The sequence below is a fragment of the Kribbella koreensis genome, assembly GCF_039525325.1.
GTDB classification, from domain to species: domain Bacteria; phylum Actinomycetota; class Actinomycetes; order Propionibacteriales; family Kribbellaceae; genus Kribbella; species Kribbella koreensis.
Window position 1 is genome coordinate 403,006 of record NZ_BAAAHK010000004.1, and the last position, 13,214, is coordinate 416,219.

Annotated in this window: 13 protein-coding genes; 12 read left to right on the forward strand and 1 reads right to left on the reverse strand. The window is 68.4% G+C overall.

Features of this window, described 5'->3' with window-relative positions; all coding sequences use genetic code 11:
* Window positions 1-51: 51 nt before the first annotated feature.
* Window positions 52-1,044, reverse strand: coding sequence for a helix-turn-helix domain-containing protein (locus tag ABD116_RS10190; protein ID WP_343967361.1), 993 nt, complete (start codon window positions 1,042-1,044; stop codon window positions 52-54).
* A 400-nt stretch (window positions 1,045-1,444) separates the two neighbouring features.
* Here ABD116_RS10190 and ABD116_RS10195 point away from each other — a divergent pair, with 400 nt between their 5' ends.
* From ABD116_RS10195 to ABD116_RS10250, 12 genes are all read left to right on the forward strand, one after another.
* Complete coding sequence (locus ABD116_RS10195) at window positions 1,445-1,762, forward strand: hypothetical protein (protein ID WP_343967363.1); 318 nt, start codon at window positions 1,445-1,447, stop codon at window positions 1,760-1,762.
* Between the two features lie 313 nt (window positions 1,763-2,075).
* Entirely contained in the window at window positions 2,076-2,942 is an 867-nt protein-coding gene (locus ABD116_RS10200) for an ABC transporter permease (RefSeq protein ID WP_343967365.1), read from the forward strand.
* Window positions 2,929-3,744: an ABC transporter ATP-binding protein gene (locus ABD116_RS10205; protein ID WP_328332501.1), complete on the forward strand. Its 816-nt coding sequence runs from the start codon at window positions 2,929-2,931 to the stop codon at window positions 3,742-3,744. The genes ABD116_RS10200 and ABD116_RS10205 overlap by 14 nt, the downstream gene beginning before the upstream one ends.
* Window positions 3,745-3,746: 2 nt before the next feature.
* Window positions 3,747-4,841, forward strand: coding sequence for a glycosyltransferase family 4 protein (locus ABD116_RS10210; RefSeq protein WP_343967369.1), 1,095 nt, complete (start codon window positions 3,747-3,749; stop codon window positions 4,839-4,841).
* Window positions 4,838-6,163 carry a glycosyltransferase gene (locus tag ABD116_RS10215; protein WP_343967371.1) on the forward strand — a complete coding sequence of 442 codons (1,326 nt, stop codon included), beginning with the start codon at window positions 4,838-4,840 and terminating at the stop codon, window positions 6,161-6,163. The genes ABD116_RS10210 and ABD116_RS10215 overlap by 4 nt, the downstream gene beginning before the upstream one ends.
* Window position 6,164: 1 nt before the next feature.
* Window positions 6,165-7,001, forward strand: coding sequence for a hypothetical protein (locus ABD116_RS10220; protein WP_343967373.1), 837 nt, complete (start codon window positions 6,165-6,167; stop codon window positions 6,999-7,001).
* A gap of 4 nt (window positions 7,002-7,005) precedes the next feature.
* Window positions 7,006-8,226: a glycosyltransferase gene (locus ABD116_RS10225; RefSeq protein WP_343967375.1), complete on the forward strand. Its 1,221-nt coding sequence runs from the start codon at window positions 7,006-7,008 to the stop codon at window positions 8,224-8,226.
* Window positions 8,223-8,834, forward strand: a complete 612-nt coding sequence (locus tag ABD116_RS10230; RefSeq protein ID WP_343967377.1) for an acyltransferase — start codon at window positions 8,223-8,225, stop codon at window positions 8,832-8,834. The genes ABD116_RS10225 and ABD116_RS10230 overlap by 4 nt, the downstream gene beginning before the upstream one ends.
* Entirely contained in the window at window positions 8,831-9,922 is a 1,092-nt protein-coding gene (locus ABD116_RS10235; protein ID WP_343967689.1) for a DegT/DnrJ/EryC1/StrS family aminotransferase, read from the forward strand. The genes ABD116_RS10230 and ABD116_RS10235 overlap by 4 nt, the downstream gene beginning before the upstream one ends.
* Window positions 9,923-9,925: 3 nt before the next feature.
* Complete coding sequence (locus ABD116_RS10240) at window positions 9,926-10,966, forward strand: Gfo/Idh/MocA family protein (RefSeq protein ID WP_343967379.1); 1,041 nt, start codon at window positions 9,926-9,928, stop codon at window positions 10,964-10,966.
* Window positions 10,966-12,027 (forward strand): non-hydrolyzing UDP-N-acetylglucosamine 2-epimerase, encoded by a 1,062-nt coding sequence (gene wecB, locus ABD116_RS10245; RefSeq protein ID WP_343967380.1) that lies wholly within the window; start codon window positions 10,966-10,968, stop codon window positions 12,025-12,027. The genes ABD116_RS10240 and wecB overlap by 1 nt, the downstream gene beginning before the upstream one ends.
* 4 nt (window positions 12,028-12,031) lie before the next feature.
* On the forward strand, window positions 12,032-13,210 hold the full coding sequence (locus ABD116_RS10250) for an acyltransferase family protein (protein ID WP_343967382.1): 1,179 nt from the start codon (window positions 12,032-12,034) through the stop codon (window positions 13,208-13,210).
* Window positions 13,211-13,214: the final 4 nt, after the last annotated feature.

Below are 13,214 nucleotides of genomic sequence, written 5' to 3' on the forward strand. Positions count from 1 at the left end.
CCGTTTGTTGTTCAAGCCCACAAGATGTGGGCTCGCCACCTCGGGTTGCCGCTAGAGCCAGTTCTCGCGGGCGGCGTGCAGGGCCAGCTGGAAGCGGGTGCTGGCGCCTGTCCGGTTCATCAGGCGTTCGAGGTACCGGAAGAAGGTCCGGCGGCTGATGCCCAGCGTGCGCGCGATCGTGTCGTCGGCCGCCCCTGTCGCCAGCAGGGCCAGCAGGCGGCGCTCGATCGGTTCCAGCCGGTCGTCCTCGGTGCCGACGGACGCGTGCAGGGGCAACGCGTTGCGCCAGCAGAGCTCGAACATCCCGATCAGCGCGGTCAGCAGGCTGCTCGGCCGCATGATCAGCAGAGACCGGTTCACGTCGGTGTCGCGCACCGACATCGACACGTACGCGATCGAACCGTCGATGATCGTCAGCTTGGCCGGTACGTCGGGCAGCACCCGCGCCTGCTCGCCGGCCTCCACGCAGGGCAGGATGTTCTCGGTCAGGTACCCGGGCACCTCGACCGACTCCGGCGAGTAGACCACCCGGTACGTGACGCCGCGATTGAGCTGCTCGATCTCCATCTGGTTCGGCCCCGCGCCGAGGAAGTACGGCGGGGAGTCGATCGCCAGGATCTCGCGTTGCGCGCTGCCCTTGATCTGGTTGATCCGCTCGACGATCGCCGTCCCGCTGACCACCTCGATCAGGTGCGTGGTCGCCTCGTTGTGGACGGTCCGGCGGAACTCGTCGTACGCGTTCAGGACCTCGATCCGGGCCTGCTTGAGCTCCGACTCCCGGCGCAGCGTCAGCGCCTCCAGACCGGCGTCAGGAGGCACCGGAAGGAACCTCGAGTGGTCCGACCCCGATCGGCGTGCCAGGCCGGCCTGGACCAGCCCGCCGAGGGTCGCGTCGATGCCGACCGCCTGACCCGGTACCGCCTCGTCCAGTTCGGTGATCGACGCCGGCCCGGCCCGCAGCAGATGCTGGTAGACCCGGATCTCGTCGTCGTTCAGGCCGAGCACCCGTAAATGGTCGGCACGCTCCGTGTCGGTAGAGCTCATGACCCTGCCTTCCCTCCCGAGCGCGCTCACCGTCGGCTACCGCCGCACCAGCGTAGAACGAACGCCGAAATCCGATCGGCACTGTCCGTATCCCGGCGACTGCACCGAGCGATAATTGTTGAGCTGTCAGCATTCTTGTGCCGTGTCACCATCTGGCCACCATTTCTGCGCAGTTGTGAGCGAGAATTGAGGTCCAGCAGCCCGGCGACGGACCACCTGAGCGCCGCCGGGCTGCTGTTCCAATTCTGGCCCCAGTTCGCTTTCCCGTCAGCGAACGCCGTTTCGGTTGGGTCTCGATCCCGGCGTATCGGTGCCCTCGCACTTCCGTGCCATCACCCGCTGTGCCGGAGGGTGTACAAACTGTGCAACTCCATCGTGAGGCCGATGAGGAGGAGACACCGTGTCGCAGCAACTGCGTCAGGTACTGCCCAGGCATCATCGCCGGGCCTTCGGCCATGGTGCGATGACCGCCGCCCTGGTCATCGTGCCGGTGCACTCGGCTCGTGCCCGGACCACCTCCGCCCCTGGAGACGGTGTGCCGGGCCCCCGGGTCTCCGGTGGGATCCATGCAGTGCCGGACGAGCTTCCGTGGATGGTGAGGCTGTCCACGGCAGCCGGGCCCTGGGTGGATCCCACCGGTACTGCCGTGACCTCCACCACCCGACGGCCCTTGCTGGCCTCGGTTCCGGCGTACAGGTCGGTCAGCCACCTCTTCTGAACGAGGGCCGGCAGAACCTCTGAACGAGGTCAATTCTGTTGCGTCGATTACGTTTGCGAGCGCAGCGGCGGTACGTTGATTGGCTTCGCATGTGGAGTCAAATGTATATTCCAGATAACGATCGGCGGAGGTAACTCCTCGGTCGGTTGCGACGTTCGGTAGCCGTCTGTGCGTCGCTGCTCACTCAGGAGGCACGCTGTGTCGTCGGTCCCGACGCCAATCCGCTACTCTGCTTCCGGTTTGCGTGGCCCCTTCGCCGTGGACCCGTTCGGAATTCGATGACTACGACCGTCCCCAGAGAGGCGTCGCCTGAATGAACGCGACTAGCGTCGACGAGGAGTTCAACCCGTCGGTGCATGTGTACGAACCGCACAAGGTGGGCCTACCGCCCCTGCGGCCTTATTTCAAGGCACTGTGGGAGCGCCGTGAGTTCGCGGCCGAGATGTCCCGGACGGGCATCCGGGCGGCGAACACGAACACCTTCTTCGGTCAGGTATGGCTGGTCCTGAACCCGCTGCTGCTGGCCGCTGTGTACTACCTGCTCGTCGACATCATCGCGGGCGGTGCCGCCAAGGACGACGCCGGCGCGCGGTTCGCTCATATGTGTGGTGGCCTCTTCGTCTTCTACTACTTCTCCAGCGCGATGCTGTCCGGCGCGGCCAGCGTCGTCGGCGGCGGCAAGCTGCTGATGAACATGTCGTTCCCGCGGATGCTGCTGCCGCTGGCCGCGTTGCGGACCGCGTTCTTCCGGTTCCTGCCGACGATGGTCGTGTACCTCGGCATCCACCTGGTCACCGGCCAGAAGTGGCACTGGGCGATGTTGCTGGCGCCGGTCTTCCTGATCTGCCTGACCGTCTTCGCGGCCGGCATGGGAATGATCTTCGGCGCGCTGCAGGTGTACTTCCGCGACACCACCAGCTTCCTGCCCTACTTCGTCCGGATCTGGCTCTACCTGTCGCCCGTGCTCTGGTACGCCGACCAGGCGCCGGCCAAGTTCAAGGGCTTCATCCAGTACAACCCGCTGTACTCCCTGATCGGTGGCTGGACCGACCTGCTGGTCCGCGGCGACGTGCCGGAGCTGAAGATGTGGCTCGGCGCCGGGTTCTGGGCCGTCGTGGCCGGCGTGATCGGCTCGTTGTTCTTCATGTCGAGGGAGCGTGAGTTCGTTGTCCGTCTCTGAGGCCGAGAAGAAGTCGATGCAGAACAAAGATCTGGGTCCGGCCGTCAAGGTCCAGGACGTCTCCATCACCTACCGGACCACGTTCGAGCGGGTGCCGACCTTCAAGAGCGCGCTGGTCCGGCTGGGCCGCGGTGAGCGCGCGGTCCGCGAGGTCAAGGCGGTCCAGAACGTCTCCTTCGACGTCGACCACGGCACCACGATCGGCATCATCGGCGCGAACGGCGCCGGCAAGTCGACGCTGATGCGTTCGCTGGCCGGCATCCTGCCGCCGACCAGCGGCCGGATCGAGGTGCACGGCCGGGTCAGCACGCTGCTGTCACTGGGCGTCGGCTTCAACGCCGCCCTGTCCGGCAAGGAGAACGTCGTCCTCGGTGGTCTGGCGGCCGGTCTGAGCCGCAAGGCGATCCAGGAGCGCTACGAGGCGATCGCCGCGTTCGCCGAGCTGGGCGACTTCATGGAGATGCCGATGCGGACGTACTCGTCCGGCATGTTCAGCCGGCTCGCGTTCTCGGTCGCCGTGCACATGGACCCCGACATCCTGCTGATCGACGAGGCCCTGTCGGCCGGTGACGCCTCCTTCAAGCAGAAGGCGGCCGACAAGATGAAGGAACTCGTCACCAACAGCCGGACGATGTTCCTGGTCAGCCACGCGATGAGCAGCGTCCGCGACCTGTGCAACGACGCCATCTGGCTCGACCACGGCAAGCTGATGATGCGCGGCACCCCTGACGAAGTGATCGCCGAGTACACGAAGTTCCTGCAGGTCAGCGCCAAGAGCGCTGCCACCCTCGAGGACTTCTGACGATGCGATCCACCCCCGTGCCGGACGTGGGCATCATCACGTCCGGCCACGACGTCGCCGACGCGCGGCTGCACAAGATCACCGCAGCCCTGCGGAAGCGTGGTCTGAACGTCGAGTTGTGGGGGCTCGGCGACCCGGCCGGGGGACCGGCCGGCGCCACTGTTCACGCCGGTGACCGGGGCAGTCTCGTCCAGCGACTGGCCCGGACCGCCGTACTGCCCTGGCGCACCAGCGCCAAGGTGGTCGTCACCGTCGATCCGGACATGATCCCGATCACCCGGCTCGTCACCAGGCTCCGCCGCCGCAAGATGGTGGCGGACGTGCACGAGGACTACGGCCGGTTGCTCCGCGACCGGGCCTGGGCGAGAGGCCCGGTGGGGCTGCCGGCCCGGCTGATGGTGGCCCTGAGCACCCGGCTGGCTGCCGGGGCCGATCTCACGGTCGTCGCCGATTCCCACCTCTCGCCCCACCAGGCCAAGCACCGGATGGTTGTCACCAACCAGCCGGTCGCGGCTTTTCTGGCCCCGGCACCGCCTTCCGGTGAGCCCCGGGTGGTCTATGTCGGCGACCTGCGGGTGAGCCGTGGGCTGTTCGACATGGTCGAGACCATCGCCGCCGCTCCGGGCTGGTCGCTGGACCTGATCGGCCCGGTCGCCGGCGCCGATCGCGACGAGCTGGAACGCCGGATCACCCGGCCCGATGTCGACGGCCGGATCCGGTTGCACGGCCGCCAGCCACCGGCGGAAGCCTGGCGGATCGCCGAGGGAGCCTGGGCCAGCCTCGCGCTGCTCCAGCCCACCCCGGCCTTCATCGAGGCGATGCCCTCCAAGATCTACGAGTACCTCGCGAGCGGACTGCCGGTGGTCTCCACCAGGCTGCCCCGGCAGACGAGGATCATCGAGGAATCCGGCGGTGGTGTGCTGATCGACACCGTCGCCGAGGCCGCCGAGACGTTGCGCCGGTGGACCGACGACCCGGGTGAGCTGGAGAAGCTGCGCGACTGCGCACTCCAGTGGGCCGCCGACCACCTGCCGACGACGACGCCGTACGACGAAATGGCTGACGCCATCCAAGACCTGCTGCGAGGAAGTGCATGAACCAGGCCCGCCCACACATGCTGTACGTCTGCTGGGGCTACCCGCCCTGCCGAGGCGGCGGCGTCTACCGCGCGCTGGCGACGGCGAACCGGTTCGCCGAGCAAGGCTGGAAAGTCACCGTGCTGACCGCGGACAAGGAGACGTTCCACCGCTTCACCGGCGCCGACCTGACGCTGGAGGAGCGGATCCACCCCGACATCGAGATCGTCCGGGTGCCGTTCGAGTGGCCGATCCTGGAGGCCGACCTGCGCAAGTGGTCGAAGTCCCGGGCGCAGAACCCGAAGCTGTGGAGCAAGTGGCGCACCAAGCGCGACCAGATCCCCTTCCCCGAAACGGGTTACGGCCCGTGGCGCAGCACGATCGAGAAGGCCGCCGAGCAGATCCACCAGGCGAACAAGGTCGACCTGACGGTCGCCACCGCGAATCCGCACGTCACGTTCGCCGCGGCGTACGACCTGTTCAAGAAGTTCGACGTGCCGTACGTGATGGACTACCGCGACGCGTGGCTGCTGGACGTCTTCAGCGGTGACCGGCTGCACGAGCCGAACAGCCGCGCCGCCCGCTGGGAGCGCAAGCTGGTCAAGGACGCGCAGGAGGTCTGGTTCGTCAACGACCCGATCCTCGACTGGCACAAGGACCTCTACCCCGAGCACGCCGGCAAGATGCACACGGTCGCGAACGGCTTCGATCCCGACCTGGTGCCGTCGACGCAGGACCGCGGCGCGGTGACCGATCGTCCGCTGGTCTTCGGCTACGTCGGCACGGTCTCGCCGAAGGTTCCGCTCGGCGACTTCGTCAAGGGCTGGCAGCTGGCCAAGCAGCAGTCCGACGATCTGCGGGATGCCAAGGTCAAGATCCACGGCTACCTCGGGTACTACGCGCAGCCGCGGGCCGACATGCTCGCCATCATCAACAACGCCGCCGACGACCAGGTCAGCTACGAGGGCCCGGTCGGCAAGGCGGAGATCGCCAAGGCGTACGACGAGTTCGACGTCCAGTTGCTGATGCTGGGCAAGGGCCGGTACGTGACCAGTGGCAAGGTCTTCGAGTACCTGGCGACCGGGTTGCCGATCGTCTCGGTGCACGACCCGATGAACGCTGCGTCCGACGTACTGCGTGGGCATCCGTTGTGGTTCCCGGTCAAGGATGTGGCGGATCCGCAGACGATCGCGGACGCCCTGATCGAGGCGGCCCGCGCGGCACGTACCGCGGACGAAGGCATTCGCGCGAAGGCACGGGAGTTCGGCGCCAGCTACCGCCGCGACCTGCAGCTGGACCCGCGGATCAGTGCACTGAGCGAGCGCGTTGGGGCGGTGGTCTGACATGAAGGTCGTACTCCTGAGCACACGACGGCTCCCTCCGTCGTACTTCGACACCGTCCGCGCCGACCTCGGCAGCCCGGAGAACCTGGACCTCGACGTCGTCGCCTGGATCCCCCCATCGGGCCCCGTCGACGGCCTCGTCAAGAGCTTCACCCTGGTAGGCCCCGGCCGCATGCCGGTAGCAGTTGTACCGCCGGTGGAGCCGGTAGAAGCACCGGTGGAAGCTGATGAGGTACCGGCCGGTGTGAGTGAGTCAGCCAAGGCGCCTGCGCCCGAAGCGGTCACGGACGAGGCAGCGGCGGAGTCGCCGACGACCGAAGCCGACGAGGTCGCCGAAGGCGACGAGTCCGGCGGTGCCACCGGTGGCACCGCCGCTTCCTCCACTTCGTCTCCCGCCGAGGTCGCCGCAGGCGACGAGGCGGCTCAAGCTGAGGCGATCAACACGGCGAAGCCTGCTCCGGTTGCTCCCAAGCCTGTGGCCAAGCCGCGGCCTACTGGGGCGAAGCGGGTTGTGAAGGCTGCTCAGTGGCGGGCTCGGAAACTGCGTCGGGCCGGTGGGAAGATGTTGCCTTCGGCAATCAAGAAGGCCGGGCCGGTGAAGAAGCTGACCCAGAACCGCAAGGCCGACAACCTCGCGAAGACCTACTGGAGCAGGGTGAACACCCGCGCCGACGTGATGAAGACGATCGGCCAGGCCGACGTGATCATCGCCCTCGACGGCGGATCCGTGTGGGCCGGCTGGCAGATCGGGCAGGTCCGGACCGAGACCCCAGTCGTACTCGGCCTCCCCGCCGCCCGCCGCGAACTCGACCGACTGGTCGGAGCGGGGCAGGAGTGAGCAAATGCTTGACCGGGCTGGTGGGGTGGACGTGCAGGTGACAACTGCGCGAACTCTTCGTGACCACCTGCCGACGCCGATCGCCAGGACCGCGGGTGCGGTCCGGCGACGGCTGAAGGGGCTGCGCTACAGCTACGCGCAGCTACCGGAGTTCCCGCAGGTGGCCGAGACCCCGGTCCGGCTGTTCATCGGCCCGACCAACAGCGCCGGCCAGGGCTACGCCTGGGCCCGCGCTGCGGACACCATCGACGGTGTCTCCGCGGTGAGCTTCTCGGTCCACCGCAAGGGTCAGTTCCAGTTCAAGGACGACTACGGCGTACCACTGGTCTGGTTCGGTCAGCCGCGGTGGCAGCGAGCCCAGGAGCAGCACGTCCTGGGCTCGTACACGCACGTCCTGATGGAGTCGCTGCGTCCGCTGTTCGGCGCCCGCGGCCTGAAGGACGGCTTCACCGAGCTCCAGCAGCTCAAGGACGCCGGCATCAAGCCCGCTCTGCTCTTCCACGGCTCGGACATCCGCCTCCCGAGCCGTCACGCCAAGCGTGAACGCTGGTCCCCGTTCACCCCGGGCGACCCGCTGACCGACCGGCTGGAGACGCAGGCAGCCCGGTTCGCCGAGCTGGTCGATGCAGCGGATGTCCCTGTGTTCGTCTCCACGGTCGATCTGCTGGACGACGTACCGGCCGCGCGCTGGCTGCCCGTCGCGATCGACCCGGCGCCGTGGGCCCGGGCGGCCAGACCACTCTTCTCTACCGACCGGCCGGTCGTCGTGCACGTCCCGTCGAGCGCGCAGCTCAAGGGCAGCGACCGGATCGACGAGGTGCTGACCGGGCTCGCGGACAGCGGCCTGATCGAGTACCGGCGGATCAGCGGCGTCACCCACCAGCAGATGCCGGCCGTGATCGGCGACGCGGACATCGTTGTCGACCAGCTCCGGATCGGGCTCTACGGGGTCGCGGCGGTCGAGGCGCTGGCCGCCGGGCGTTTGTGCGTTTCTTACGTCGGTTCGGCGGTTCGCGATCGGGTGCGTAGTCTGACTGGGCGCGAGGTGCCGATCGTCGAGGCGGATCCCGATTCGCTGGCAAGCGTCGTCACCGACCTGCTCTCCGACCGTACGGCGGCCGCCGAGCAGGCCGCCGCGGGCCCCGGCTTCGTGGCGGAGCTGCACGACGGGCGGCGTTCCGCCCGTGCACTCACCGATTGGTTTGACTCGAAGGAGAGCTTGTGACGTCCCGGATCGCAGCGTCGGCAGATGTCGACGAGACCGCGCAGATCGGCGACGGATCGTCCGTCTGGAACCTGTCCCAGATCCGCGAGAACGCGGTCCTGGGGAAGAACTGCATCATCGGCCGCGGCGCCTACATCGGCACCGGCGTGACGCTGGGTGACAACTGCAAGGTCCAGAACGACGCCCTCGTCTACGAGCCGGCCGTGCTCGAGGACGGCGTCTTCATCGGGCCCGCGGTGGTGCTGACCAACGATCACTTCCCGCGCGCGATCAACCCGGACGGCACGCTGAAGAGCGCGTCCGACTGGGACGCCGTCGGTGTGACGCTGCGCACGGGCAGCGCCGTCGGCGCTCGCGCGGTCTGCGTGGCGCCGGTCACGATCGGCCGCTGGGCGACCGTCGCCGCGGGTGCGGTCGTCACCAAGGACGTGCCAGACTTCGCGCTGGTCGCGGGGGTCCCGGCCCGCCGGATCAGGTGGGTCGGCAAGGCAGGCGTTCCGTTGCAGGAGGTCGGCAACGGCGACTGGAAATGCCCGCAGACGGGCGAGATGTACATCGAAACCGACGGACGGCTGCGGCCGGCCGGCGAAAACCAGGAGGAGAACTGATGGTGCAGCCGATTCCGGCCGCGAAGCCGATCATCGGGCAGGAGGAGCGGGAGGCAGTCGACCGTGTGATGCGCAGCGGAATGCTCGCCCAGGGTCCTGAGGTCGCTGCCTTCGAGCAGGAGTTCGGCGCAGCGCTGGTCTCCGGCCGAGCCTGCGTCGCGACGAACTCGGGCACCTCGGGTCTGCACCTGGGCCTGCTGGCCGCGGGTGTCGGTCCGGGCGACGAGGTCATCGTGCCGTCGTTCACCTTCGCCGCCACCGCCAACAGCGTGGCGCTGACCGGCGCCACCCCGGTCTTCGTCGACATCGAGCCGACGTACTTCTGCCTGAGCCCGGCCGCCGTCGAGGCCGCGATCACGGACAAGACCAAGGCGATCATGCCGGTGCACCTGTTCGGCCACCCGGCCAACATGACCGAGCTCGGCGCGATCGCCGCCAAGCACGGCCTGCACCTGTACGAGGACGCCGCGCAGGCGCACGGCGCGACCTGGAACGGCGCGCCGGTCGGCACCTTCGGCGAGTTCGCGATGTTCTCCCTGTACCCGACCAAGAACATGACGTCCGGTGAGGGCGGCATGAACTCGGTCGCGAACGCGGACCTCGAGCGCCGGATGCGGCTGTTCCGCAACCAGGGCATGCTCAAGCAGTACGAGAACGAGGTCGTCGGCCTGAACAACCGGATGACCGACCTGCACGCCGCCATCGGCCGCGTCCAGCTCACCAAGGTCGGCGGCTGGACCAAGCAGCGGCAGGAGAACGCGACCTTCCTGGACGCGAACCTGCAGGGCGTGACGATCCCGACCGTGGCCGCCGAGGCGACCCACGTCTACCACCAGTACACGATCCGGGTCACCGACGACCGCGACGGTTTCGCCGACGCGCTCCGCAACGAGCACGGTGTCGGCTGCGGCGTCTACTACCCGATCCCGAACCACCGCCTCCCGTCGTTCCAGCGCGAGCTGGACCTGCCGGAGACCGAGAAGGCCGCCGCCGAGGTGCTCTCGCTGCCGGTCCACCCCTCGCTGTCCGAGGAAGACCTGAACCGGATCGTGACCGCGGTCGCGACCGTCGCCAAGGCAGGTGCGTGAACCATGGCCAACCTCCGCGCTGGACTGATCGGTCTGGGCATGATGGGCCGGCACCACGCCCGCGTCCTGGGCTCCCTCGAGGGCGTCGACCTGGTCGCCGTCGCCGACCCGGGTGGCGACAAGCACGGTGTGGCCAACGGCCTGCCGGTGCACGAGAACGTCGAGCAGCTCATTGCCGCCGGCATCGACTACTGCATGGTCGCGGTCCCGACCCAGTACCACACCGAGATCGCCAAGGCGCTGGCCGAGGCCGGCGTGCACGCGATGATCGAGAAGCCGCTGGCCGGCTCGTCGTCCGAGGCAGCTGAGATCGCCAAGGCCTTCGAGGCCGCCGGCGTGATCGGCGCCGTCGGTCACATCGAGCGGTACAACCCGGCGCTGCAGGCGCTGCGGGTCCGCCTCGAGAACGGCGAGCTGGGCGACATCTACCAGATCACCACCCGCCGGCAGGGCCCGTTCCCGGCCCGGATCGCCGACGTCGGCGTGGTGCTCGACCTGGCCACCCACGACATCGACCTGACCGCCTGGGTGACCCAGTCGCCCTTCGCGTCGGTGTCCGCGCAGAGTGCCCACAAGAGCGGTCGCCAGTACGAGGACCTGATCGCCGTCACCGGCAAGCTGCAGGACGGCACCGTGACCAGCCACCTGGTCAACTGGCTGTCCCCGATGAAGGAGCGGCTGACCGTCGTCACCGGTGAGCGCGGCGCGTTCATCGCCGACACCCTGACGGCCGACCTGTCCTTCCACGCCAACGGCACCGTGCAGACCGCCTGGGACGACGTCGCGCACTTCCGCGGTGTCTCCGAGGGCGACATGATCCGCTACGCGATCGCCAAGCCCGAGCCGCTGAAGGCCGAGCACGAGGCGTTCCGGGACGCGATCCTGGGCAAGGAGACCGACATCGTCACCCTGCAGCAGGGCCTGGCCACCGTCGTCGTCGCCGAGGCCGTCATCCAGTCCGCCGCCGAAGACGGCAAGTCGGTCGCGCTGACCGACGCCGTGAACGGCGTCCTGGGCACCGACAACGCTGGAGCCGCGCAGTAATGAAGGTTCTCAGCGTCGTGGGCGCCCGCCCGCAGTTCGTGAAGCTCGCCCCCATCGCGGAGGCGTTCGCCGCCACCGACCACGAGCACGTGATCGTGCACACGGGGCAGCACTACGACAAGAACATGTCCGACGTGTTCTTCGCCGACCTGAAGATCCCGGCCCCCGACGTCCACCTGGGCGTCGGGTCGGGCAGCCACGGTGTCCAGACCGGCGCGATGCTGTCGGCGATGGACGCCGTCCTGGACGAGCACCGCCCGGACTGGGTGCTGGTCTACGGCGACACCAACTCGACCCTCGCCGGCACCCTGTCGGCGGTGAAGATGCACCTGCCGGTCGCGCACCTCGAGGCCGGCCTGCGCTCCTTCAACCGCTCGATGCCGGAGGAGCACAACCGGGTGCTCACCGACCACGCGGCCGACATCCTGCTGGCGCCGACCGAGGTGGCCATGGGTCACCTGGCCAACGAGGGTCTGAAGGACCGCTCGCGGCTGGTCGGCGACGTCATGACGGACGTCTGCTTCCGGGTTCGCGACGCGGTGAAGGACCAGCCGCTGGAGCTCCCGGACGGCCTGAAGCGCGGCGAGTACCTGGTCTCCACCATCCACCGGGCCGACAACACCGACGACCCGGAGCAGCTGGCCGCGATCGTCGACGGCCTGGCCGCGCTGGACACCCCGGTGCTGCTGCTCGCGCACCCGCGCCTGGTCGCGCGCTGCGCCGAGTTCGGCATCAAGCTGGAGCGCCCGGGCGGTTCGCTGCACACCGCCGAGCCGCTGGCCTACCCGCAGATGGTCGCGGCGGTCCTGGGCTCGGTCGGCGTCGTGACGGACTCGGGAGGCCTGCAGAAGGAGGCCTTCCTGCTCGGTACGCCGTGCACCACGCTGCGCACCGAGACCGAGTGGACCGAAACCATCGAAGACGGCTGGAACGTGCTCACCACGGACCTGTCGAAGCTGCCCGAGCTGGCCGTCCGGCCGGTCCCGACGGCAGCCCAGGCCGCGCCGTACGGCGACGGTCAGGCCGCCGGCCGGGTCGTAGCAGCACTCGCCGCAGGATAGGACGATGACGAAGGCAGCCGAAGAGAAGTCGCAGGAACCGATCGCCACCGCACCGCCGGCTCAGGACGAGCCGGCGGTGCCGGTGGTGGCCGGCCCTGCCGACGAGCCGCCCAAGAAGCGGCTGCCCCGGGTCGAGTCGCTCACCGGCCTGCGTTGGTGGGCGGCCTTCTTCGTGTTCGCCCACCACATGACGAACCTCGCTCCGCTGCCGATCTTCAAGTTCCTCACCTACGGCACCTCCGGAGTCACCTTCTTCTTCGTGCTGTCCGGATTCGTGCTGACCTGGTCGGCGCAGCCCGGGACCAAGGTCGGGACGTTCTACCGGCGCCGGTTCGCCCGGATCTGGCCGGCCCACGCGGTCGCCCTGCTCGCGGCGGTCTTCGTCTTCTACCGGATCCACCCGGACCCGGCGATGAGCTGGATCAAGCCGTTCGACATCGGCGTTCTGCTGCTGTCGCTGGTCCTGCTGCACGGCTGGTCCAACGACCCGACGATCCTGTACTCCGGTAACCCGGCGTCCTGGACGTTGTCGGTGGAGGCCTTCTTCTACGCGTACTTCCCGTTCGTCTGGCGGGCCACCCAGCGGCTGAAGCTGGCCGGTGGGCTGATCCTGTGCGCGTCAGTGGTCGTGATCGGCGCGGGGTACAAGCTGCTCCTGTTCCACAACCCGCACACGCTGCCGACGCTGCCGCAACCGGTGTGGCACTCGGTCGCGTTCCTGTTCGGCATCGGCCTGGCCATCGCGCTGCGGTCGGGCTGGCGGCCCTGGCTGCCGTTCCCGGTGGCGTTCGCGATCTTCGCGGCCGGGCTCTACACCCTGTACTACTCCGGCCTGCACCGGACGGTCCCCTTCGCCACCACGTTGGCGCTGACCCAGAAGGAGATCCTGACCGTCCTGTACGGCCTGCTGATCCTGTCGGTCGCCGCCCGGGACATGCGTGGCGGCCGGTCGCTGTTGCGCAGCAAGCCACTGGTCGCGCTCGGCCAGTGGTCGTACTCGTTCTACCTGATCCACGCCACCATCCTTTACGCGATCCGTGAGTTCCACGGTGTTTCCGCTCCGGCCAGCTGGTCGAACCTGACCTGGTACGCCGGCGTGCTGGCGCTCTCGATCGCCGCCTCAGCCTTGCTCTACAAGTGCGTTGAGCACCCACTGGAGAAGCGCCTGCGAGGTCCCCGATGAATGA